General features: G+C 72.3%; 21 protein-coding genes. 13 read left to right on the top strand and 8 right to left on the bottom strand.

Going from position 1 to position 20,752, the window contains the following annotated elements:
- Positions 1-34 precede the first annotated feature (34 nt).
- The 8 genes from ACFWRT_RS15780 to ACFWRT_RS15745 all read left to right on the top strand — a co-directional run bounded on the left by ACFWRT_RS15780 (position 35) and on the right by ACFWRT_RS15745 (position 6,740).
- Positions 35-958, top strand: coding sequence for a glutamate ABC transporter substrate-binding protein (locus tag ACFWRT_RS15780; RefSeq protein ID WP_380949888.1), 924 nt, complete (start codon positions 35-37; stop codon positions 956-958).
- 160 nt (positions 959-1,118) lie between these two features.
- The gene (locus tag ACFWRT_RS15775; protein ID WP_317817031.1) at positions 1,119-1,766 is read left to right on the top strand and encodes an amino acid ABC transporter permease; all 648 of its coding nucleotides are present in this window, start codon (positions 1,119-1,121) and stop codon (positions 1,764-1,766) included.
- Positions 1,763-2,707 (top strand): amino acid ABC transporter permease, encoded by a 945-nt coding sequence (locus ACFWRT_RS15770; RefSeq protein ID WP_380949889.1) that lies wholly within the window; start codon positions 1,763-1,765, stop codon positions 2,705-2,707. Before ACFWRT_RS15775 ends, ACFWRT_RS15770 begins: the two co-directional genes overlap by 4 nt.
- 166 nt (positions 2,708-2,873) lie before the next feature.
- Complete coding sequence (locus ACFWRT_RS15765; protein WP_380949890.1) at positions 2,874-4,637, top strand: FAD-dependent monooxygenase; 1,764 nt, start codon at positions 2,874-2,876, stop codon at positions 4,635-4,637.
- 32 nt (positions 4,638-4,669) lie between these two features.
- On the top strand, positions 4,670-4,756 hold the full coding sequence (locus tag ACFWRT_RS15760; protein ID WP_311307652.1) for a putative leader peptide: 87 nt from the start codon (positions 4,670-4,672) through the stop codon (positions 4,754-4,756).
- Positions 4,757-4,829: 73 nt separating this feature from the next.
- The gene (locus ACFWRT_RS15755; RefSeq protein ID WP_380949891.1) at positions 4,830-5,456 is read left to right on the top strand and encodes a cupin domain-containing protein; all 627 of its coding nucleotides are present in this window, start codon (positions 4,830-4,832) and stop codon (positions 5,454-5,456) included.
- Positions 5,447-5,872, top strand: coding sequence for a rhodanese-like domain-containing protein (locus tag ACFWRT_RS15750; protein ID WP_380949925.1), 426 nt, complete (start codon positions 5,447-5,449; stop codon positions 5,870-5,872). The genes ACFWRT_RS15755 and ACFWRT_RS15750 overlap by 10 nt, the downstream gene beginning before the upstream one ends.
- Before the next feature lie 178 nt (positions 5,873-6,050).
- The gene (locus ACFWRT_RS15745) at positions 6,051-6,740 is read left to right on the top strand and encodes a DUF6197 family protein (protein WP_380949892.1); all 690 of its coding nucleotides are present in this window, start codon (positions 6,051-6,053) and stop codon (positions 6,738-6,740) included.
- A 119-nt stretch (positions 6,741-6,859) separates the two neighbouring features.
- Here the strand turns inward: ACFWRT_RS15745 and recX are convergent, their stop codons facing one another.
- The 3 genes from recX to ACFWRT_RS15730 form a co-directional block, all read right to left on the bottom strand.
- Positions 6,860-7,657: a recombination regulator RecX gene (gene recX / locus ACFWRT_RS15740; protein WP_380949893.1), complete on the bottom strand. Its 798-nt coding sequence runs from the start codon at positions 7,655-7,657 to the stop codon at positions 6,860-6,862.
- A 3-nt stretch (positions 7,658-7,660) separates the two neighbouring features.
- Positions 7,661-8,794, bottom strand: coding sequence for a recombinase RecA (gene recA, locus ACFWRT_RS15735; RefSeq protein WP_380949894.1), 1,134 nt, complete (start codon positions 8,792-8,794; stop codon positions 7,661-7,663).
- A 273-nt stretch (positions 8,795-9,067) separates the two neighbouring features.
- On the bottom strand, positions 9,068-9,718 hold the full coding sequence (locus tag ACFWRT_RS15730) for a DUF6461 domain-containing protein (RefSeq protein WP_380949895.1): 651 nt from the start codon (positions 9,716-9,718) through the stop codon (positions 9,068-9,070).
- 327 nt (positions 9,719-10,045) lie between these two features.
- On the opposite strand from ACFWRT_RS15730, the gene ACFWRT_RS15725 reads away from it, so the two are divergent.
- The 4 genes from ACFWRT_RS15725 (at position 10,046) to ACFWRT_RS15710 (ending at position 15,972) form a co-directional block, all read left to right on the top strand.
- Positions 10,046-11,635, top strand: coding sequence for a S8 family peptidase (locus tag ACFWRT_RS15725; protein WP_380949896.1), 1,590 nt, complete (start codon positions 10,046-10,048; stop codon positions 11,633-11,635).
- A gap of 305 nt (positions 11,636-11,940) precedes the next feature.
- Positions 11,941-14,784, top strand: coding sequence for an ATP-binding protein (locus ACFWRT_RS15720; protein ID WP_380949897.1), 2,844 nt, complete (start codon positions 11,941-11,943; stop codon positions 14,782-14,784).
- 28 nt (positions 14,785-14,812) lie between these two features.
- On the top strand, positions 14,813-15,784 hold the full coding sequence (locus tag ACFWRT_RS15715; RefSeq protein WP_380949898.1) for an SDR family oxidoreductase: 972 nt from the start codon (positions 14,813-14,815) through the stop codon (positions 15,782-15,784).
- Between the two features lie 56 nt (positions 15,785-15,840).
- Positions 15,841-15,972, top strand: a complete 132-nt coding sequence (locus ACFWRT_RS15710; RefSeq protein ID WP_380949899.1) for a hypothetical protein — start codon at positions 15,841-15,843, stop codon at positions 15,970-15,972.
- A 36-nt stretch (positions 15,973-16,008) separates the two neighbouring features.
- Here the strand turns inward: ACFWRT_RS15710 and ACFWRT_RS15705 are convergent, their stop codons facing one another.
- Both ACFWRT_RS15705 and ACFWRT_RS15700 read right to left on the bottom strand, forming a co-directional pair.
- The gene (locus tag ACFWRT_RS15705) at positions 16,009-17,160 is read right to left on the bottom strand and encodes an AI-2E family transporter (protein ID WP_380949900.1); all 1,152 of its coding nucleotides are present in this window, start codon (positions 17,158-17,160) and stop codon (positions 16,009-16,011) included.
- 195 nt (positions 17,161-17,355) lie between these two features.
- Complete coding sequence (locus ACFWRT_RS15700; protein ID WP_326703166.1) at positions 17,356-17,550, bottom strand: DUF3046 domain-containing protein; 195 nt, start codon at positions 17,548-17,550, stop codon at positions 17,356-17,358.
- 80 nt (positions 17,551-17,630) lie between these two features.
- Here ACFWRT_RS15700 and ACFWRT_RS15695 point away from each other — a divergent pair, with 80 nt between their 5' ends.
- A complete protein-coding gene (locus ACFWRT_RS15695; protein ID WP_380949901.1) occupies positions 17,631-18,545 on the top strand; it encodes a hypothetical protein in 915 nt (304 codons plus the stop codon).
- A 12-nt stretch (positions 18,546-18,557) separates the two neighbouring features.
- Here ACFWRT_RS15695 and ACFWRT_RS15690 read toward each other — a convergent pair whose 3' ends face one another.
- From ACFWRT_RS15690 to ACFWRT_RS15680, 3 genes are all read right to left on the bottom strand, one after another.
- Positions 18,558-18,863 carry an AzlD domain-containing protein gene (locus tag ACFWRT_RS15690; protein ID WP_380949902.1) on the bottom strand — a complete coding sequence of 102 codons (306 nt, stop codon included), beginning with the start codon at positions 18,861-18,863 and terminating at the stop codon, positions 18,558-18,560.
- Positions 18,860-19,714 (bottom strand): AzlC family ABC transporter permease, encoded by an 855-nt coding sequence (locus ACFWRT_RS15685; RefSeq protein ID WP_380949903.1) that lies wholly within the window; start codon positions 19,712-19,714, stop codon positions 18,860-18,862. Before ACFWRT_RS15685 ends, ACFWRT_RS15690 begins: the two co-directional genes overlap by 4 nt.
- Before the next feature lie 104 nt (positions 19,715-19,818).
- Positions 19,819-20,676, bottom strand: coding sequence for an AraC family transcriptional regulator (locus ACFWRT_RS15680; RefSeq protein WP_380949904.1), 858 nt, complete (start codon positions 20,674-20,676; stop codon positions 19,819-19,821).
- Positions 20,677-20,752 lie beyond the last annotated feature (76 nt).

Genomic DNA, 20,752 nt, shown 5'->3' with positions numbered 1-20,752 from the left:
GACGACAACGACCTACGGCATAAGGAAAACTCACATGAAGCTCCGCAAGTCGGCCGCCGTCGCGGCCATCGCCGTCCTCGCCCTGACCGCGACCGCGTGTGGTGGCAAGGAGGGTTCCGCCGGTGACAAACCGGGCGGCACCAAGCCCGGTTCCTCCGAGGCTCCCGCGCTGCCCACGTACACCGTCGCCAAGGACGTCGCCCTGGACTCGCCGGTCTTCAAGAAGGCGAAGCAGCGCGGCAAGCTGATCATCGGTGCCAAGGCCGACCAGCCCTACCTCGGCTTCGAGGACCAGTCGACCAAGGAGCGCTCCGGCTTCGACATCGAGATCGCCAAGATGATCGCGGCGGACCTCGGTTTCACGGACAAGCAGATCGAGTGGAAGACCGTCGACTCCGGCATCCGTGAGACGGCGATCTCCAAGGGCCAGGTCGACTACTTCGTCGGCACGTACACGATCAACGACGAGCGCAAGAAGCAGGTCGGCTTCGCCGGTCCGTACTACAAGGCGGGCGCCGACCTCCTGGTCCGCAAGGACGACAACTCCATCACCGGCAAGGAGTCGGTGAAGGGCAAGAAGGTCTGCTCGATCGTCGGCTCCACCCCGCTCCAGGAGATCAAGAAGCCGGAGTACGGCGCGGACGTCGTCGAGCTGGCCAAGTACTCCGACTGCGTGCAGCAGGTGCTGACCAAGCAGGTCGACGCCCTCACCACGGACGACTCGATCCTCAAGGGTTACGCGGCCGCCAACCCCGGCAAGCTCAAGGTCGTCGGCAAGCCGTTCACCGACGAGCCCTACGGCGTCGGCCTGAACAAGGACGACAAGGTGCTGCGCGACGCGATCAACGACTCGCTGGACAAGCACGTCAAGGACGGCACGTACAAGAAGATCTACGAGGCCACGCTGGGCCTGTCCGGTTCGGCCTACACCGAGCCGCCGGCGCTCGAGCGCTACTGACGCCGTCCGCCGTCCCACGGCTGACGCCCCGTCACTGACGCACCGCGTGTGACTCAGGAGGCGTCCCGTACGCCGCCGCTGCCCCTCAGGGGCACGGGGCGGGCGTACGGGGCGCCCCTTCCCCTGCCCTGATGCCGCTGACCGCCGACGCGGAGACCTCATGAACGTACTGCTCGACAATTTCCCAGAGTTCCGCGACGGCTTCATAGGAACCGTGTCGATCACCGCCGTCAGCTCGGTTATCGCCTTGGTCCTCGGTGTCGTCATCGCCGGGTTCCGGGTCTCGCCGGTGCCACCGCTGCGGTTCTTCGGCACCGCCTGGGTGACGCTGATGCGCAACACCCCGCTGACGCTGCTCTTCCTGATCTTCTTCTTCGTCGTCCCGGAGATCCTCTTCCCGGGGATGAGCCCCTTCGTCCTCGGCTCGCTGGCGCTCGGCTTCTACACCTCCTCGTTCGTCTGCGAGGCGGTCCGCTCCGGTATCAACACCGTGCCGCTGGGCCAGGCCGAGGCCGCGCGCTCGATCGGCATGACGTTCTCCCAGACCCTGAGCATCGTGGTGCTCCCGCAGGCGACGCGTACCGTCATCCCGCCGCTGAGCAGCATCTTCATCGCGCTCACCAAGAACTCCGCGATCGCCGGTGCCTTCAGCGTCGCCGAGCTCTTCGGCTGGCAGAAGCTGATGAGCGACAAGGGTTACGACATCGTCCCCGTCTTCATCTGGGTGGCCCTCGGCTACCTGGTGGTCACGTTTACCATCAGCGGCCTCTTCCGGCTGCTGGAGCGTCGCATGGAGGTCGCCCGATGAGCGCCAGCGTTCTCTACGACGCCCCGGGTCCCAAGGCCGTCGTCCGCAACCGCATCTACGCCGTCGTCGGCACCCTGGCCATCCTGGGGCTGATCGGTGTCAGCGTGCTGCGGCTGGCCGACAAGGGCCACCTGGCCCCCGCGATGTGGGACATCTTCAACTACGCGGGCATCCGGCAGAACATCGCCGACGCCCTCATCGCCACCCTCAAGGCATTCGGCCTGGCAGCGGTCGGCTCGCTCGTCCTCGGCGTACTGCTCGCGGTGGGACGCCTCTCCGACCACAAACCGGTCCGCTGGGCGGCGACCACCTTCATCGAGCTGTTCCGCTCGCTCCCGCTGCTGATCACGATCTACGCCATCTGGGTCGGCTTCCTCACCGACTACTCGATGTGGGCGCTGGCGGCCGGTCTGTCCGTCTACAACGGCTGCGTCCAGGCCGAGGTGCTGCGCGCCGGCGTCAACGCCGTCCCGCGCGGCCAGAGCGAGGCCGCGTACGCGCTCGGCATGCGCAAGACGCAGGTCATGGTCACCGTGCTGATGCCGCAGGCCGTCCGGTCGATGCTGCCGACGATCATCAGCCAGCTCGTGGTGACGCTCAAGGACACCTCGCTCGGCTTCATCATCCTGTACCCGGAGCTGCTCCAGACCGCGCGTCTGATCGCCTCCAACACCCTGGTCAACGGCCAGTACCCGTACGTCTCGACGATCACGGTCATCGGCACGATCTACATCGTGCTGTGTCTGCTGCTCTCGTCGCTGGCCACCTGGATCGAGAAGCGCGGTCGCCGCGCCAAGACCGGCATCGTGGTGGCGCCGGCCGTCCAGGCCCCCGGAACCATCGACGCGACGGCCGGTACGTTCGGCCCGGATGCAGGGGGCGCAGGGGGCGCGGGCACCGGTATCGACGGTGCCGGTGGGGCTGGAGTGACGAAGGACTGACTCCCACCGGTCTCTCCCGGCAGAAGCATTCGAGGCAGCGGCGCACGCGTCGCTGCCTCGGTCACTTGACGCAAGCACCCCCAGTGGGTTGCATACGTTCTGTGATCACGTACCCGGCTTCCACTGCCACGTTCCGCATGACCGTACGGGCCGGAGGACACGCGCCGTGGACCCGGTGATCGTCGTCGGCGCCGGACCCGTCGGTCTGACGCTGTCGCTGGCCCTCGCCGCCCAGGGCGTCCCGTGCGTGCTCCTGGACGAGGGGCCGGGCACCGAGGAGGTCCGTCTCGCCCGCACGGTCGTGCTGCGTGAGGACACCGCCGACCTGGTGGAACGCCTCGGCGCCACCCACCTGGAGAAGGACGGGCTGCGGTGGAGCGGGTGGCGTTCGATGCGCCGGAAGCAGTTGGTCCGCGACGTACCGCTGGGCACGGGGCCCGCTGACTCCCCCGACCCCGGAGACTCCGGAGACCTCCGTGACGTCGCTGACGCCGGTGACATGGATGTCCGGGGCGGGCCGTCCCTCCCGGCCCCTCTGCACGTTCCGCAGCACGCGCTGGCCTCCGCCCTGCGCGCGGCGGTCGCGGCGGCGCCGCTGGTGAAGCTGGTACCGCAGAGCCGCGTCGACACCCTGGAGCAGGACCGGGACGGCGTCACGGTGCACACCAAGGGGCCCGGTACGACCTGGTGGCGCGGCAGCTATCTGGTCGGCTGCGACGGCGCCCGTTCGACGGTGCGCAAGCTCCTGGACATCAGGTTTCCCGGCCGTACGGCGGTGGAACGGCACGCCGTCGCCGCACTCCGGGCCGAACTGCCCTGGCCGGGCGAGGCCGTGCTGCACCGGCAGCCGCCGTGGCGCGGCGGGGGCGCGGAGGTCAGCGCGCGGCCACTGCCGGGCGGGGTCTGGCGGCTGGACTGGCTGCTTCCGTCGCGCGGTGAGCTGGTCACCCCGGAGGCCCTGATCACCCGGGTCCGGGACACCCTGGCCGGCTGGTGCGGCGAGACCCCGCCGTACGAGCTGCTCGACACCGGCGTCCACACACTCCACCACCGCCTCGCCCGGCGCTGGCGGGTACAGCGGGCCTTCCTCGCCGGCGACGCGGCCCATCTGCTGGGGGCGCTCGGCACCCAGGGGCTGGACGAGGGGATCCGGGACGCCGAGAACCTGGCCTGGAAGCTCGCCCACGCCTGGCACCACCGCGGCGGCGACCTGCTGCTCGACAGCTACCAGGCCGAGCGCCGGGCCGCGGTCGCCGCCCGGCTGCGCGCCGCCGACCAGTCCCTGCCGATACTGCGGGGCGGCGGCGGGCTGCGAACACTCGTACCGGGGGCGGTCCGCGGCCACGACACCCTGCTCGCCGACGGGCACCTGGGCCGTGGAGCCCTCGGTGCGCCCCCTTCGTACTCGCACTCCCCCCTCGCACCACCGCATGCGGAGGCGCACACCACCGTGGGTACGCCCCCCGGCGCGCCGGTCGCCGATGTACGGGTGACGGCGCCGGACGGGACGGCCGTACGGCTCCGGGAGCGGCTCGGGCAGGGGCATCCGCTGGTGATCCTGGTGGCCCCGGGGACCGGCGTGTGGGACCGGCGGCACTGGCTGACCGCCGGCATCATGCCGCGCCTCGTGGAAGCCGTGGAGGCGCTGCCGTCCCCGGCGGAACTGCTGGTCACGGAGAGCTATCCCGGCGCCTCGGCCCACACCGTGCTGCTGGTCCGGCCCGACGGCCATCTGGTGGCCGCCTTCGCCGGCGTCCGGCCCGCGGAGCTGTTGGCCGCGGCGCTGGCGGCGCTGGGCGGGGCGCCGGGAGCCGGGGGCGGGGAGAGCGAGGAGAACGGCGAGAGCGGCGACGACGAGGGAGGAGCCGCGGCGCGCGCGCCGCGGCCTCGCGAGCGGGTTCAGGCCGACCGGTCCGCCAGGATCGATTGACCGTCACGGGCGCACATGGTGTACTCCAGATCATGACCGACACCGATGTGCGCCTGTGGCGGAGGGTCCATATGGACCTCCTCCGTTACGCGGGCTGCGTGTGTCGCCCGTCCTGCTGAATCGCCTGCCTCTGCCGGTCCGTGCCGCTTTCCGCACGGCCGGGACCTCGCGCGAACTTTCAGGACGGTCCCTGTGTCTTCCCTCTTGCCTGCCGTACCCACGGCTGCTTCCGTACCCTCCCCCGCCACCGCTCCGGTGGCCGCCGCTCCGGTGTCCGCCGCCCCCGCTGTCTCCGCGCGGGTCGGCTCGGCCCGTGCCGTCTCCTCCGGCCCGACGGTCGCCGAACTGCTCGACTTCGTGCGCCGCACCGCCGAGGACACCGCGCTCATCGCCTCACTGCCGCTCGATCCGGAGGGCCGCACCTGGGTCCGGCTCGACGGGCCCGGTGGCAGTGAGGCCTGGCTGATCGGCTGGCCGCCGGGGACCGGGACGGGCTGGCACGACCACGCCGACTCGGTCGGGGCCTTCACCACCGCGTCCGGCACCCTCAAGGAGCACTCGTTGGCCGTACGGCTGCCCACCGACGGCTGGAAGACCCTGGAGCTGAACGAGGGGGTGGACCGGTCACGGGAGCTGGCGGCCGGTCAGGGGCGGGCCTTCGGCCAGAACCACGTGCACGAGGTCCTCAACGAGTCCGACAGCGGGCATGCCGTCTCCGTCCACGCGTACTACCCGCCGCTGCCGCGGATCCGCCGGTTCAGCCGCACCGGCGCGGTGCTCCGGCTGGAGCAGACCGAGAGCCCGGAGGACTGGCAGTGAGCGGGGACAGGGCCGAGGCCGGGCGCGTGGGCATCGACGAGCTGCTGGAGCGGGTCCGGGCCGGTTACGACCGGATCGGCCCTCAGGAGGCCGCCGCGGCGGCGACGGACGGGGCGCTGCTGGTGGACATCCGGTACGCGGCCCTCCGGGACCGGGACGGGCTCATCCCCGGCGCGCTGGTCGTGGAGCGCAACGAACTGGAGTGGCGGCTCGACCCGCAGGGCAGCCACCGCGCCGCCGAGGCGGTGAGCCACGACCTCCCGGTGGTCGTCATCTGCAACGAGGGGTACGCGTCGAGCCTCGCGGTGGCGTCGCTGCGGCAACTCGGGCTGCACCGGACCACCGATCTGGTCGGCGGCTTCCAGGCGTGGCGCGCGGCGGGCCTCCCCGTCACTCCGGGCGCCGCCGACGGCTGATGCCGAGCTGGTGAGGGAGGGGGCGGCCCCGGGCGTGACGTGGCCGCCCCCTCCCTCACTCATGTCTGGTCTCCGGGCGGGGCGGATTCACCCGAACGCCACATTCCGCTAGAGCTATCGCCGTGCGCGACCGACATTCGCTTCACACAGAGGCGAAATGTACGGAGATGACGCACTTATGGCGATCTCGGTTCTCACCCCCGACCAACTGGACGCCCAGGCGTCCCGGCTGCACGACACGCAGGCATGGCAGGGCATCGTCTCGGGGTGGGACCTCACCGCCCCCGAACCCGCGGCGCCCCAGGCACCTGCTCCGGCTCCGGCACCTGCTCCGGCTCCGGCTCCGGCTCCGGCTCCGGCTCCGGCTCCGGCTCCAGTTACGGACCGACAACCTTCCGACTGGCGAAGCCTGCTCTCCGTCCCCGTGGACCGGCTCATCGACGACGCCTTGCGGACGCTGCCGGCGGCGCCTCCGCCCGAGCGCCCGCTCCCCGGCCGACTGGGGGCGGTCCTGCCCGATCGTGTCCACGCCTGGCGGCGGGTCGGCCAGGGAGATCTGCGGCCTTCCGTCCACCTCGGCTACGCCCGGCAGATCCTGGCCGAATGGGGCTGGCAGAACACCCCGTACCGACTGCGCAACGCCCGTGGAGCCCGCTGTGTCTGTGGGGCGTTGCTCACCGCGCACCGGCTCGGCTACGGCTCCCCCTCCACCGTGAACCGGGCCGGCGCCTGGCTGATCACCGAGCTCCGCTCCCAGGGATGGCCCGGACTGATCGGCCCGTGGAACCGCGCGCCGGGCCGCACCGCGGCGGACGCGCTGGCCCTCGTCGACGCGGCCGCCCGCCGAGCGGCCGCGGCCGGACACTGACCGGCCGACGGGCCCTGCCGCGTCCCCCGTACCCCGTCCCCCGCTCGTCTCGGGGCGGCCGCTCCTCTCAGGAAGTCCTCTGCGGAAATCCTCTCAGGATGCGCTCTCGGGAAGTCCTCTCAGAACGGCTCGTCCATCCCCTCCGTGTCCTCGCCCTCCTCCTCCAGCGCCTGGCGCACCACCCGCAGGGCCATGCCCTCCCCGTATCCCTTGCGGGCGAGCATGCCCGCGAGGCGGCGCAGCCGCTTGTCGCGGTCCAGGCCGCGGGTGGAGCGGAGCTTGCGGGCCACCAGCTCCCGCGCCGTCTCCTCCTCCTGGTCCGGGTCGAGCCGGCCGACCGCCTCGTCGATCACGGTGGAGTCGACGCCCTTCGTGCGCAGCTCGCGGACGAGGGCGCGGCGGGCGAGCCCCCGGCCGTGGTGCCGGGACTCCACCCAGGCCCCGGCGAAGGCCGCGTCGTCGATCAGCCCGACGTCCTCGAAGCGTGCGAGGACTTCCTCGGCGGCCTCGTCCGGGATCTCCCGCTTGCGCAAGGCGTCCGCGAGCTGCTTGCGCGTGCGCGGCGTCCCGGTGAGCAGGCGCAGACAGATGTTGCGCGCCTGCTCGACCGGGTCGCGCGGCTCCCCCTTGTCCCGCCGGTCGCGCGTCTCCCCCGTGTCCCGCTGATCACGCGGCTCCCCCCGCTCGGCCCTCGACAAGGAGGGGGAGCCGCTGCTCCTGGTGCCGGAGCGGCCACGGCGGCCCGCCCCTTCGCCGAACCCGGCGCCCGCGTCCGCTCCCCCGCGTGAGCGGCGCCCGGACCGCGCCCCGCGGCCGGTCCCCGGCTCGTAGGCGGACCCGTCCGTGGGTCCGCCGGCGAATTCGGGGCCGTCTCCGGGCTCGGCGGGGCCTCCCGGCCACTCCGTACGACGTGTCACGGCCTAGCTCTTGGCCGCCGCGGTCTTGGCCGGCTTCGCCTTGGTGGCCGCGGCAGCGGTCACCGGCTTCGCCGCGCCGTCGGCCGCCGCTCCCGCGGTCGCCGGTCCTTCCGCACCCGGCTCGGCGGACTCGGCCTCCGGCCGGACACCGACACCCAGCTTCTCCAGGATCTTCTTCTCGATCTCGTCGGCGAGGTCGGGGTTGTCCTTGAGGAAGTTGCGGGCGTTCTCCTTGCCCTGGCCGAGCTGGTCGCCCTCGTACGTGTACCAGGCGCCGGCCTTGCGGACGAAGCCGTGCTCCACGCCCATGTCGATCAGGCCGCCCTCACGGCTGATGCCCTGGCCGTAGAGGATGTCGAACTCGGCCTGCTTGAAGGGCGGGGCGACCTTGTTCTTGACGACCTTGACGCGGGTCCGGTTACCGACCGCGTCGGTGCCGTCCTTGAGCGTCTCGATCCGGCGGATGTCCAGGCGCACCGAGGCGTAGAACTTCAGCGCCCGGCCACCGGTCGTGGTCTCCGGCGAGCCGAACATCACACCGATCTTCTCGCGGAGCTGGTTGATGAAGATCGCCGTGGTCTTGGACTGGTTGAGCGCGCTGGTGATCTTGCGGAGGGCCTGGCTCATCAGACGGGCCTGGAGACCCACGTGCGAGTCACCCATCTCGCCCTCGATCTCCGCACGGGGCACCAGGGCCGCGACGGAGTCGATGACGATCAGGTCCAGGGCGCCGGAGCGGACCAGCATGTCGACGATCTCGAGCGCCTGCTCACCGTTGTCCGGCTGGGACAGGATGAGGTTGTCGATGTCGACGCCGAGCTTCTTGGCGTACTCCGGGTCCAGCGCGTGCTCGGCGTCGATGAACGCCACCGAACCGCCGAGCTTCTGCGCGTTCGCCACGGCGTGCAGCGTCAGCGTCGTCTTACCGGAGGACTCCGGTCCGTACACCTCCACCACACGGCCACGCGGCAGGCCGCCGACGCCGAGCGCGACGTCGAGGGCGGTCGATCCCGTGGGGATGACCTCGATGGGCTCGTTGGGCCGCTCGCCGAGGCGCATCACCGCGCCCTTGCCGAACTGTCGTTCAATCTGTGCGAGTGCGGCGTCCAGCGCCTTCTCGCGGTCGGTTCCTGCCATGGGTTCCACCCGATTTGCTTGAGTCGATCGCTTCACGTCAAAGACGCTAACCCCTGCCACTGACAATGGGCCTCGACGTCCTCCCGGCCTGTGGACAACTCCACGGTCGGGCCCGGAAAAACCCGGCCGAAATCCATGAGAATGGATGTTCGATTTTGGTGTCAAGCGCACCACGCGGGGTCCGGGAGGCCGGGATGCGGCTCGCTGTCGCCGAGGAGCGTCGATGATCAGCCCCGAGCGGCGCCGGTGATCATTCCCGGCCGGTGTCGGTGATCAGCCCCGGGCAGGATCGGTGATCGCCGCCGCCGACAGCTCGGCCTGCGTCTCCTCGTAGGGAAGGTAGATGCCGAGCTCGTCCTCCAGGAACCGCAGGAACGCCACATCGCCCGCCCCGGCACCATCGTGGACGAAGCCGAGCGCCGCCTCCGCCGGAACACCGTCCATCAGGTCCGGCAGGCCCGGCTCGAACGACGTCACCGCCTTGCCGCGGAGCCCGTAGTCGACGCGGCTGAAGCCCTTCGCGTTGCGGTGCACGACGAACGCCCGGCCCCGCTCGGACAGCGCCGCGATGTAGGTGCCCGTATGGCAGCCGAACTCCTCCAGGGCGTAAGCCCAGCCCGCCACCGAGCCGGCTCGCACGATGGTCTCCGGCGGTGCGGGCAGGAAGCCCGCGCTCGTCAGCCGGGCCACCTCCGCCTCGTCCTCCCAGTCCAGGAAGTCGAGGTCGCTGAGGTGGCCGTCTTCGTCCCTGACCAGCAGTTCGTACGCCGCGCGGCGGGTCAGCGGGACGACATGCCGTTCCTCGGCACCCACGACGCGCAGCAGTTCCTCCGGTGAGAGTCCCTCGCTGAGCGTGAAGGTGAAGCTGACGTCGTAGGCGTCCGCTATCCAGCGCAGCCCGTTCTCCGCAGGTCCCTGACTCATGTAGCCCTCCTGCCCAGCGGCTCGCCACGATGGCGTTCTCGCGAGCAGAACCTATCCGCCACGCCGGGCCCGGACGGCCGGAACGGTTGGGTACACCTACGCATTGTTCGACCTGCCCCCAGGGATCGATTCTTCCTGAGGCGGCGGTGGCTCCGCCCCTCGTGCATCTGCCGGCCCCCCAAGTTCGGCATCCGCCGTACGAGGCCGACGTCGCAATCGTCCGGAGCCTCCGCCGTGCCCCTTCCTTCCGCCCGTGCCCGGTGTTCGCCGTGCGCGGGCCCAGCCCGGACCGGAGCCGGTCCGGGCCAACCCCTCAGGAGGAATCGCATGGTGTCTCAAGCTGCGGTGTGGCGTGTCGCCGCTGCCGCGTGTGCCGTCGGCGCGCTGATAGCCGGTGCCGGAACGGCCGGGGCCGCCCCCACGCCCCCGCCTTCCGAAGGCCGCATCCTGGGCGCCGACCGGGCCGGTGCGGTGAAGGGCTCGTACATCGTCACGTTCAAGGACTCGGTGGCGCGGGCCGATGTCGACAGGACGGCGAAATCCCTCACCGGACGGCACGGCGGCACGATCGGCCACACCTACACCGCCGCCCTGCGCGGCTTCTCCGTGAAGGTGGGCGAGGAGCAGGCCCGGAAGCTGGCCGCCGATCCCTCCGTCGCCCGGGTGGAGGCCGACGGAGTCGCGTACGCCCTGGGCACCCAGAACGACCCGACCTGGGGCCTGGACCGCATCGACCAGCGTGACCTGCCGGGCGACCGGAAGTTCACGTACCCCAACACCGCCTCCGATGTGACGGCCTATGTGCTCGACACCGGGATACGCACCTCGCACCGGGAGTTCGGCGGCCGCGCGGTCGACGGCTACGACTTCATCGACAACGACGCCACAGCCCAGGACTGCAACGGGCACGGCACCCATGTGGCAGGCACGGTCGGCGGCGCGACATACGGCGTCGCCAAAGCGGTGAAGCTGGTGGGCGTACGGGTCCTGAACTGCCAGGGCTCCTCCGGCTCCACCTGGGCCCCGGTGCTGGCCGGCATCGACTGGGTGACGAAGAACGCGGCCAAGCCGGCCGTCGCCAACATGAGCATCGGCGGCGGGCGCACCTCCTCGGTCGACGACGCGCTGGCCAAGTCGATCGCCTCCGGTGTCACCTACGTCGTCGCCGCGGGCAACGACGGGGCCAACGCCTGCAACACCTCCCCGGCCGCCGTGCCGACCGCGGTGACGGTCGGCGCCACCGACAGCCGTGACGCCCGGTCGATCTGGCCGAGCGGCAAGTCCTCCAACCACGGCACCTGCCTGGACCTGTTCGGCCCCGGCTCCGACATCGTCTCGGCCTCCCACCTCAACGACACCGGTTCCCGCTCCGACGGCGGCACCTCCATGGCCTCCCCGCACGTGGCGGGCGCGGCGGCCCTCATCCTCTCCGCCAACCCGTCCTGGACGCCCAAGCAGGTCCACGACCGGCTGATCGCCGACGCCACCCCGAACAAGGTCACCGACGCGAAGACCGGTTCGCCCAACCGGCTGCTGTACGTCCCGAACGACGGCACCACGCCTCCGCCCACCGGCAAGACCTTCGAGAACACCACCGCCTACCCGATCCGCGACAACGCGACCGCCGAGTCCCCGGTCACCGTGAGCGGCATCACGGGCAACGCGCCCGCGACGCTCTCCGTCACGGTCGATATCCGGCACACCTTCCGCGGTGACCTGCGGGTCGACCTCGTCGCCCCCGACGGTGCTGTCTTCCGGCTCAAGGACTACAACGCCAACGACGGCGCCGACGACGTCCGCGGCACCTTCACCGTGAACGCCGCGTCCAAGCCCGCCAACGGGTCCTGGAAGCTGCGGGTGAGCGACAACTGGGTCAACGACACCGGCACGCTGAACTCCTGGTCGCTGACGTTCTGACCGCCCGGCTTCGGTGACACCCCCACCGAACCGCCGGTGATCCACGGTCCCGAACCCTGGTGGATCCCGGCACAACCGGCCGGTGAGACCTCTCCGCGAACCTCACCGGCCGGACGGGGAGTGACGCCTGCGGCGCCCGCACATGCGCCGCGGGCGTCGCTCCCCTTTTTCAGCGCCCGCGCGCCCCTTTTCACCACCCTCATGAGGGGCCATCATGCGCGGAGAGCCATCACGAGGCCGCCGGGCGGCCCGGTCGAACCGCCCGCCCGTCAGCCCCATGCTGCCCACGGGTGCGGAAGGAAGCCGTGAACGCCGACCCGCCGATCCCCCTCCCCGCCGCCCTGACCGGGCGTTCCGCGCTCCTGGACGGCCTTCGCCCGGTACTCGGCCGTCGACCCTCCGTCGTGGTGATCACCGGTGAGGCGGGGGTGGGGAAGAGCCGGCTGGTCCGTGAACTCCTCACACGGACCCGGTCGTCGGGCACCCCCGCTCTGACCGCCCGCTGCCGGGAGTCGGACGCCCCCTTCCCGTACGCACCGCTCATCGAGGCGCTCAGCCGCTGCCGGCCCCGTCCGGAAGACCTGCCGCCGGTGACCGGGGCTCTGCGCGGGCTGCTGCCCGAGCTCGCGGACCTCCTGCCGCCCGCACCGCCTCCTGCGGACGATCCGCGCGCCGGACAGCACCGCGTTCTGCGGGCCCTGTGCGCGTTGACCGCATCCCTGGGGAGGGTGGTTCTGGCCGTGGAGGACCTCCAGTGGGCCGACGGGTCCACGGTCGCCTTCCTCTGTGCGGTCGTCTCCGACCCGCCGCCGGACCTGGGACTCGTGCTCACCGCCCGCGGCCACACCCCTCCTCACACCGACACCGAGGGAGGCGACGGGCTCCCCTTCCCGCTGCGCCCACCGGCCCATGTGGTGGTGGCCGAACGGCACCTCGCACCGTTGTCGGTGGCGGAGACGGGCGTGATGGCCGCGGGGCTGCTCGGCGCGCGGGCGGTGCCGGAGGAGTTCGCCGAGCGTCTGCACCGGTGGACGGGCGGCCTCCCCTACGTGATCGAGGAGGTGCTGCGGGAGTGGCCGGACTCCACGACGGGGGTGCGTGAGCCTCCTCTGCCCGCGTCCGTGCGCCGTGTGGTGGTGGAGCGGCTGCGACACCTTCCTTCGGACGCGTGGCGGGTGGTCGCCGCGGCAGCGGTTCTCGGTGACCCCGCGCCCGTACACCTGCTGGGGGCGGTCGCGGGGCTGGCCGAGCAGGAGACCCGTCGTGCGCTCACCGCGGCTCTGAAAGAAGGCGTCGTACGGGCTGGGGACGGCACCTACGCCTTCCCTTACGAGTTGGCGCGCAGAGCCGCGTACGAGGCGGTCGCCGAACCGGAGCGGCCCGTACTGCACCTGCGCGCGGCCCGCGCCCTCGGCCGGTGTACCGGCCCCCTCCCTCTGGTGCGGGTCGCCGAGCACTACCGGTGCGCCGGCCTCCGTACCCAGGCGGTGCGATGCCTGGAGGCGGCCGCGGACCGCGCAGCCCGGGGCGGGGACGCCGGTACGGCCACGGACGGCTACCTCGACGCCCTGCGCGGGGGCCCCTCCGCCGTCGTCCGCGACCGGGTCGCGCTGAAGCTGGCCCGCGTCGCGCTGAACGCCCGCACCGGCCCGCAGGTGCCGGCCGCCCTGCGGGAGGTACTCGACCAGAGCTCCCTGGGCCCCGGGCCGAGCGGCGAGATCCGGCTCCTCCTGGGTCTGTTGCTGCGCAACCAGTCGGGTTCCGGTCTTGAGGCGCTGGAAGAGATAGCGCGTGCCGTTCCCGATCTTCTCGCCGTGTCGACGGGCCAGGCCGCACGGGCGCTGGCGATCATCGCGATCCCCTCCCTCAAGGGCTGGCCGGTCGGTGAGCACCGGCGGCTGCTGGCCGAGGCGGAGCGGCTGCTGCCCCGGGTCGACGAGGAGGACCTGCGCACGGCCGTGCTGGCCAACCGCGCCACCGCCCTGGCCCTGATGGGCGACCCGTCGGCGTGGGGCGCGGTGGCCGATCTGCCAGAGGCCATCACCGGCGAGGCGGCGGCGAGGGTGCACGCCAATCTGGCGGGCGCCGCGACCGCACTCGGCCATCCGGAACGCGCCCGCGCCTTCCAGGCCCGGGCGTGGCAGGCCGTCCGGACGAATCAGGCCCCCTATCTCGAAGCGTTCGTCGAGACCACGGACATGCTCGCCGCCTTCACGAGCGGCCGGTGGGCGGGGCTGCTGGAGCGGGCCGAGCGCGCCGAGGAGCAGTACCAGGACGTGCCCGACTTCCACGCGGAGGCGCTCCTGGTCTGCGGTCTGCTGCGCCTGCACACGAAGGGGCAGACCGATGTGGCGCGTCGCCTCCTGGACCGGGCCGTCGGCACGACCGCGCTGGACACCGGCATCGTGCTGACCTCCGCCGCGGCCGCCGTGGTGCGGGTCCATCTGGCCGCCGACCGCCCCGCGCAGGCCGTCCAGGCGGTGGAGGGGGTGCTGCACCACGTCCGCCGTACCGGTGCGTGGGTGTGGGCGACAGCCCTCGCGCCGCCGGCCGTCCAGGCGCTGATCCGGGACGGCCGGGACGGGGAGGCCCACCACCTCGTCGCGGAGCTGGCCGACGGCATCGCCCGCCGGGACGCGCCGGCCGCCCGGGCCGCCCTGCTGACCTGCCGGGCGCTACTCACCGCGACGGACAGCCCACATGCCGGGGCCGGCGGGTCCGACGCCCTGCACGCGGCCGCCGCGGACGCCTGGACGGCTCTGGAGCGGCCCTACGAAGCCGCGTACGTCAGGGAGGCGTGGGGGCTGCGGCTGCTGGCCGCCGGTGCTGCGGGCGGGCGCACGGTGCTGCACGAGGCGATCGCGGCCTACCAGGACATCGACGCCGTATGGGATGTGCTGCGCTGCCAGCGCGGGCTGCGGGAACACGGCCAGGTCACCGTGCGCAGGCCCGGCGCCCTGGGGTACGGCGACCATCTCTCTCCCCGGGAGCGAGCGGTGGCCCGGCTGGCCTCGCTCGGCCTCTCGAACCGCGAGATCGCCCGCGAGCTGGTCCTCTCGCACCGGACGGTGGAGCACCACGTGGCGCGTGCCCTGCGGAAGCTGGGGGTGTCGTCCCGTACCGAGATCGGCTCGCAGCTCGGGCCCTGACGGAACAAGTGCCCTACATTAAGGCGATATGGGCCCCTCTTCGCCACCGGAAGCGTCCGACAGTTCACCCGTACCGGACGGCGCACCTGCTACGGGCTCCGATCTCGCCGGCCGCGTGGCGCTCGTCGCCGGAGGTACCCGCGGGGCGGGCCGAGGCATCGCCGTACAGCTCGGCGCCGCCGGGGCGACCGTCTACGTCACCGGGCGTACGAGCGGCTCCGAGCGCTCCGAGATGGACCGGCCCGAGACGATCGAGGAGACCGCGGCCCTGGTCGACGCGGCGGGCGGCCGCGGGATCGCCGTACGGGTCGACCATCTGGTCCCCGACGAGGTCAGCGCGCTCGTCGCCCGCATCTCCGGCGAGCAGGGCGCCCTGCACATCCTGGTGAACGACATCTGGGGCGCCGAGATCGAGTGGAACAAGTCGGTCTGGGAGTCGTCGCTCGACACCGGGCTGCACACGCTGCGGCTGGCCGTCGACACGCACGCGATCACCAGTCACTTCGCGTTGCCGCTGCTGATCGAGACCCCGGGCGGTCTGGTCGTGGAGATGACCGACGGGACGGACGAGTACAACGCGGACACCTACCGCGTCTCCTTCTTCTACGACCTCGCGAAGGCCGCCGTGAACCGGATGGCCTTCGCGCTCGCCCATGAGCTCGCGCCGCACGGTGCGACCGCCGTGGCGCTCACCCCCGGCTGGCTGCGCTCCGAGGCGATGCTCCAGGCCCACGGCGTCACCGAGGCCACCTGGCGCGACGCGATCGCGCACGCGCCGCACTTCGCGATCTCCGAGTCCCCCGCCTACGTGGGCCGGGCCGTCGCCGCCCTCGCCCGCGACCCGGAGGTGGCGCGCTGGAACGGCCGGTCGCTCTCCAGCGGGCAGCTCGCCCAGGTGTACGGCTTCACCGACACGGACGGCAGCCGCCCCGACGCCTGGCGGTATCTGACCGAGGTCCAGGACCAGGGGCTGCCCGCCGACGTCACGGGCTACCGCTGACCGCTGAGTGCTGACCGCCGCCCGTCACCGTCCCGCGCTCCACGCCACTGCTGACCATGCGCCTGACCGGGCGGCCCTGGGCCCGGGCGCACCGGTTCGTCGGGCGGACCGGCGCGGGCAGGTCCTTCGCCCAGGCGTGGACCTGGCACGCCTTCCGGTACCGGGTGACGCACCCCTCGTACCTCTGACCGAGGCCGTACCTCCGGCTCAGGCCGTCACCCGACTCAGCTCTGTCCGGCCGCTCCTCCTCCGCCGCCCGTCCGGCCGGATCCGCCCAGCGCGCGGCGTATCCGGGAGAGAGCGGGCCCCCCGCGTCGCGGTCGGTGGCCGCCGTGCACCCGGGGGTCGTCGGTGACGTCGTACCGCTTCACGTAGGCCCCCAGGAACGCCTGGAGCGTGGCGACGGCGGGGATGGCGATCAGCGCGCCGACGGCTCCCAGCAGGGCCGTCCCCGCGACCACCGAACCGAACGCGACCGCCGGGTGGATGTCGACGGTCTTGGCGGTCAGCTTGGGCTGGAGGACGTAGTTCTCGAACTGCTGATAGACCACGACGAAGCCCAGCACCCACAGCGCGTACCAGGGGTTGACCGTGAACGCGATCAGCATCGGCAGGGCACCCGCCAGATACGTACCGATGGTGGGGATGAACTGCGAGACGAGCCCCACCCAGACCGCGAGCGCCGGAGCGTAGGGCACTCCGAGGACGACCAGCAGGATGTAGTGGGCGACGCCGGAGATCAGTGCCATCAGGCCGCGCGAGTAGATGTAGCCGCCGGTCTTGTCGACCGCGATCTCCCAGGCGCGCAGCACCTCGGTCTGCCGGGCCGGCGGCAGTACGGAGCAGAGTGCGCGGCGCAGCCGGGGGCCGTCGGCCGCGAAGTAGAAGGAGAACAGGAAGATCGTCAGCAGCCGGAACAGCCCGCCGAGGACCGTGGTGGAGACGTCGAGCACCCCTGTGGCGCTGTTCTGGACGTACTTCTGCAGCCAGTCGGAGTGCAGAAGGCTGTCCTGGACCTGGACCCGTGAGAGCTCGGTGTGGAAGGTCTGGTTGACCCAGTTGATGACCGAGTCGATGTACTCGGGGAAGTCGTCGACCATGTCCACGATCTGGCCGGCCAGCATCGACCCCAGGAGGACGACGAACCCGGCACTGAAGATCATCAGGCCGATGAAGACGAGGAACGTGGCCAGCCCCCGGCGCATCCCGCGGGCCGACATCCGGCCCACCGCGGGCTCGATGGCGAGCGCGAGGAAGAAGGCGATCAGCACGTTGGTCAGCAACCCGATGACCTGGTCGAACGCCCAGCTGCCGAGCTGGAAGCAGGCGTAGAGCGCCAGGGCCAGGACCATCGCGCGCGGCAGCCAGCCCGGCATCCGGGCGGGCCCCGGGCCGGACGGTGGCGCGGGGGGGGCCGGCGGGCGGGGCGTCGGGCGGCCGGGGCGGAACGGTCTCGTCTGTCGATGACACGGGACAAGTCTCGCCTACGCCACCGACAACCGGTCCCCCGGCCGGGGAACGCCCGGGGAACGGCGTAGGTCAGCTCCGGCGGACGGGGACGCCTGCGGGTATCAGCGCTTCTCCGCGGGCACGTCCATCGACGTGCAGACCGCGCGCCAGACGTCCTTCGCGTCCCAGCCCGCGTCCAGCGCCTGGTGCACCGTACGGCCGCCGAGTTCGGCCATCACATGGTCACGGGCGAAGGAGTCCGCGTACACGGCACCGAAGTGGTCCGCCATCCGCTCCCAGAAAATCGTCAACCGCATGCCCTCAGTATCGCGCTCCTGAGAGTGCAGCCGGTCCGCAGGGCATGTGCCGGTGCCCTTCTCCCCTCTACGGTCGGTCCATGGCTGGAACCGGAGCACATCCCCTCGTCCGCGCCGAGCACTTCATCTGGCTCACCGCCCGCGTCCTCGAACAGCGGAGGTTCGCCCACCGCTTCCTCGACGGCGCCCCGGACCCCGTCGAGACGGCCCTCGCCGCCTACCGCAACGAGGACGGCGGCTACGCCCACGCGCTGGAACCCGATCTCCGCGGTCCGGTCAGCCAGCCGCTGCACACCGCCCACGCGCTCAGCGTCCTCGACTCCATCAGCCGCTGCGACGGCCTGCGGGTGGAGCGGATCTGCCGCTATCTGAGCGACGTGTCGACCAAAGAAGGGGCGCTTCCCGCGCTGCTCCCCACCCAGCGTGGATATCCCGCCGCACCGTTCGTCCCCGTGGTCGACGACCCGCCCGCCGAACTGCTCGCAACCGGTCCGATCGTCGGACTGCTGCACCGCAACGAGGTGTGGCACGCGTGGCTGTTCCGGGCGACGGACTTCTGCTGGAACGCCGTCGACGCGCTGGAGCAGTCGCATCCGTACGAGATCGAGGCCGCGATCGCCTTCCTGGACGGGGTGCCGGACCGGGCCCGCGCCGAGCGGGCGGCGGACCGGCTGGGCCGGCTGGTGCGCGGGCAGCGGCTCGCGGTGCTCGATCCGGCCCGGCGGGCGGAGTACCCGGTGGCGCCGGGCTACGCGCCGGGCGAGCACCACTTCCCGCACGACTACGCCCGTACGCCCGGGTCACTGGCCCGCCGCTGGTTCACCGACGAGGAGCTGGAGCGCTCGCTCGACCATCTGGCGGCCGAGCAGCGGGAGGACGGCGGCTGGCCGGTGAACTGGCGGCAATGGGCACCGGGCGCCGCCCTGGAGGGGCGGCCCCTGGTGACGCTCAGGGCCCTGGAGACGTTACGGGCCTACGGCCGCCCCCCGGGCTGACCGGAGCCCCGCTCACCCCAGAGCACGGACGCCCGCCGTGACGACCACGGCCACGCCGACGACCACCAGGAAGGGGGCGCGCAGGACCAGCGCGAGCGCCGCGGCGGCGAGTCCGGCGGCCCGGGCGTCCAGGACGAGCTGCTGCCCGTCGCCGAAGGTCTGCTGGGCGGTGAGGGCCGCCAGCAGCGCCACGGGCAGCAGGACCGCCATCCGCCGTACGAGCGGTCGCTCCAGCACTCCGGCGGGGACCAGCAGGCCCGCGTACTTGGCGAGGTAGCAGCCCACCGCCGTCAGTCCGATCGCTATCCAGACGTTCATGCGCCCCGTCCGCCCTTCTCCGTGGTCCTGTCCCGCGTCGCCCTGCCGGGTCCCCGCTTGCGCCGTCCCATGAGGAAGAGGACGACGGGGGCCGCGAGCGCGGACAGCAGGACCGGCACGCCGGCCGGCAGGACGGGCAGCAGCGTCAGAGCCAGCAGCACGGCGACGCCCGCCGTGACGCGCTCGGTGGTGCTCCTGAGCATCGGGGCGAGCAGGGCGAGGAAGACGGCGGGGCTCGCCGCGTCCAGACCCCAGGCCTCGGTGTCGCCCAGCGCCTCGGCGCCCATCGCACCCACCAGGGTGGTGAGGTTCCACAGCACGTAGAGGGTGAGCCCGGTGACCGTGAAGCCCAGGCGCGCGGACCGCCGGTCGGGCTGGGCCACGGTCACCGCGGTCGTCTCGTCGATCACCCAGTGGGCGGCGAAGGGGCGCGCCGCGCGCGGGAGGGCCAGCAGTTGGGAGAGCCGCAAACCGTAGAAGGCGTTGCGGACGCCCAGGAAGAACGCGCCGGCCGCCGCGGTGTACGGGTTGCCGCCCGCGGCCAACGCGCCGACCAGGGCGAACTGCGAGGCGCCGGTGAAGACGAAGAGGCTCAGGGCGCAGATCTGGAGCAGGCTGAGCCCGGAGCCGGCGGCGGTGACGCCGAAGGCGAAGCCGGAGAGCCCGACGGCGATACCGACGGCGAGCGCGTCCCGGACGACGGCCGCGTCCGGCTTGTGCGTGGAGGTCCCGGGCGGTCCGTCCGGCAGGGCGCCGGGCGCCGTCGGGCCGGGCTCCGTCGGACCGGGCGGCCCGGCAGATATGGCACCGATCGCGCCGGTGCTCTCTGGGGGTGCTGTCTGTTCTGCCACGCGCCGCACGTTACGGGGACGGTCCCGGGCCGGTCTTGTACGTTCTTGCGCACCCCGCGTCGCCCTGGGGAGCTCCGTACGTGTCCCAGGAGGCATCACGTGTCCTAGGAGGCGTCCCGCCCGCGCCGGTACACACCCCGCTCGCGCTGGTACGCGCCGGGCGGCACCCCCACGATCCGGGTGAAGTGCCGGTTGAGGTGCGGCTGGTCGGTGAAGCCGACGGCCGCCGCGGCCTCGGCGGGGGCGATGCCCGCGTCGAGGAGGCGGCGGGCCCGCCGCACCCGGGCGTCGGTGAGCCAGGTGTGCGGTGGCATCCCGTACTCCTTCTTGAAGGCCCTCAGCAGCGCGAACGGGCTGGTGCCCAGCTCGGCGGCGAGCGTCTCCAGGGTGGGCGGCGCGTCCATCCGCCCCTCCAGTGCGCGGCGGGCGCGTTCGGCGTCCCGCGCGCCTCCGGCCCGGGGCGTCACGCCGGGGAGCGAGCTGCCGTGCCGGGTGAGCAGGCGGACGACCAGGACCCGCAGCAGACTGTCGGCGGCCAGCGCGTTGCCTTCTTCCGCGGCCCGGTGCACCTGGGTGATCAGCCGGGCGGCGTACGGGTCGGTCACCCGTGTCTCGCCGAACCCCACCGTGCCGCGCAGGGGCGTCACCTCGGCCGCGATGTCGTTGATCACCTGGGCGGAGGGGTAGAGCGTGTCGTACGCCCAGCCCTCGGGCTGCCCGGGGCGGGCGGTGTGCGGCACCTCCGGGTTGATCATCACCACGGTGCCGGGAATCGCGTGGACCGTGCCGCCCGGCAGCCCCACGTCCTCCACCCCGCCGGTGACCGCGCCGAAGACGTACCCCTCGTGGCTGTGCCGGGGGAAGGTGTGGCGGACGTACCGGGCGCGCAGGAGGTCGAGGTCGGGCAGCTCCGCGTACGTCCAGTGCCGTGCCCACTCCGTCGCCCGATCCGCTCCCGCCATGGCCACATTCTCGCAGGTCCCGGCGGTGCGCCGCAGGGTGAGGGGGCGGCTGCGGGCGGTGTCGCGGGCCCGTTGT

The sequence above is a fragment of the Streptomyces cyaneofuscatus genome, assembly GCF_042718795.1.
Taxonomy (GTDB): domain Bacteria; phylum Actinomycetota; class Actinomycetes; order Streptomycetales; family Streptomycetaceae; genus Streptomyces; species Streptomyces cyaneofuscatus_A.
The sequence above is the reverse complement of the archived record's forward strand: the minus strand, read 5'-3'. Positions and strand labels throughout refer to the sequence as shown.

Bases quoted from the DNA above. Each gene is read 5' to 3' on its own strand.
- ACFWRT_RS15710 (WP_380949899.1), top strand. From the start codon at position 15,841: ATGCGCCTGACCGGGCGGCCCTGGGCCCGGGCGCACCGGTTCGTCGGG.
- ACFWRT_RS15730 (WP_380949895.1), bottom strand. From the start codon at position 9,718: ATGAGTCAGGGACCTGCGGAGAACGGGCTGCGCTGGATAGCGGACGCC.
- ACFWRT_RS15780 (WP_380949888.1), top strand. From the start codon at position 35: ATGAAGCTCCGCAAGTCGGCCGCCGTCGCGGCCATCGCCGTCCTCGCC.
- ACFWRT_RS15700 (WP_326703166.1), bottom strand. From the start codon at position 17,550: ATGCGGTTGACGATTTTCTGGGAGCGGATGGCGGACCACTTCGGTGCC.
- ACFWRT_RS15745 (WP_380949892.1), top strand. From the start codon at position 6,051: ATGGCGATCTCGGTTCTCACCCCCGACCAACTGGACGCCCAGGCGTCC.
- ACFWRT_RS15760 (WP_311307652.1), top strand. From the start codon at position 4,670: ATGACCGACACCGATGTGCGCCTGTGGCGGAGGGTCCATATGGACCTC.
- ACFWRT_RS15775 (WP_317817031.1), top strand. From the start codon at position 1,119: ATGAACGTACTGCTCGACAATTTCCCAGAGTTCCGCGACGGCTTCATA.
- ACFWRT_RS15680 (WP_380949904.1), bottom strand. From the start codon at position 20,676: ATGGCGGGAGCGGATCGGGCGACGGAGTGGGCACGGCACTGGACGTAC.
- ACFWRT_RS15770 (WP_380949889.1), top strand. From the start codon at position 1,763: ATGAGCGCCAGCGTTCTCTACGACGCCCCGGGTCCCAAGGCCGTCGTC.
- ACFWRT_RS15715 (WP_380949898.1), top strand. From the start codon at position 14,813: ATGGGCCCCTCTTCGCCACCGGAAGCGTCCGACAGTTCACCCGTACCG.
- ACFWRT_RS15725 (WP_380949896.1), top strand. From the start codon at position 10,046: ATGGTGTCTCAAGCTGCGGTGTGGCGTGTCGCCGCTGCCGCGTGTGCC.
- ACFWRT_RS15695 (WP_380949901.1), top strand. From the start codon at position 17,631: ATGGCTGGAACCGGAGCACATCCCCTCGTCCGCGCCGAGCACTTCATC.
- ACFWRT_RS15705 (WP_380949900.1), bottom strand. From the start codon at position 17,160: ATGCCGGGCTGGCTGCCGCGCGCGATGGTCCTGGCCCTGGCGCTCTAC.
- ACFWRT_RS15690 (WP_380949902.1), bottom strand. From the start codon at position 18,863: ATGAACGTCTGGATAGCGATCGGACTGACGGCGGTGGGCTGCTACCTC.
- recA (WP_380949894.1), bottom strand. From the start codon at position 8,794: ATGGCAGGAACCGACCGCGAGAAGGCGCTGGACGCCGCACTCGCACAG.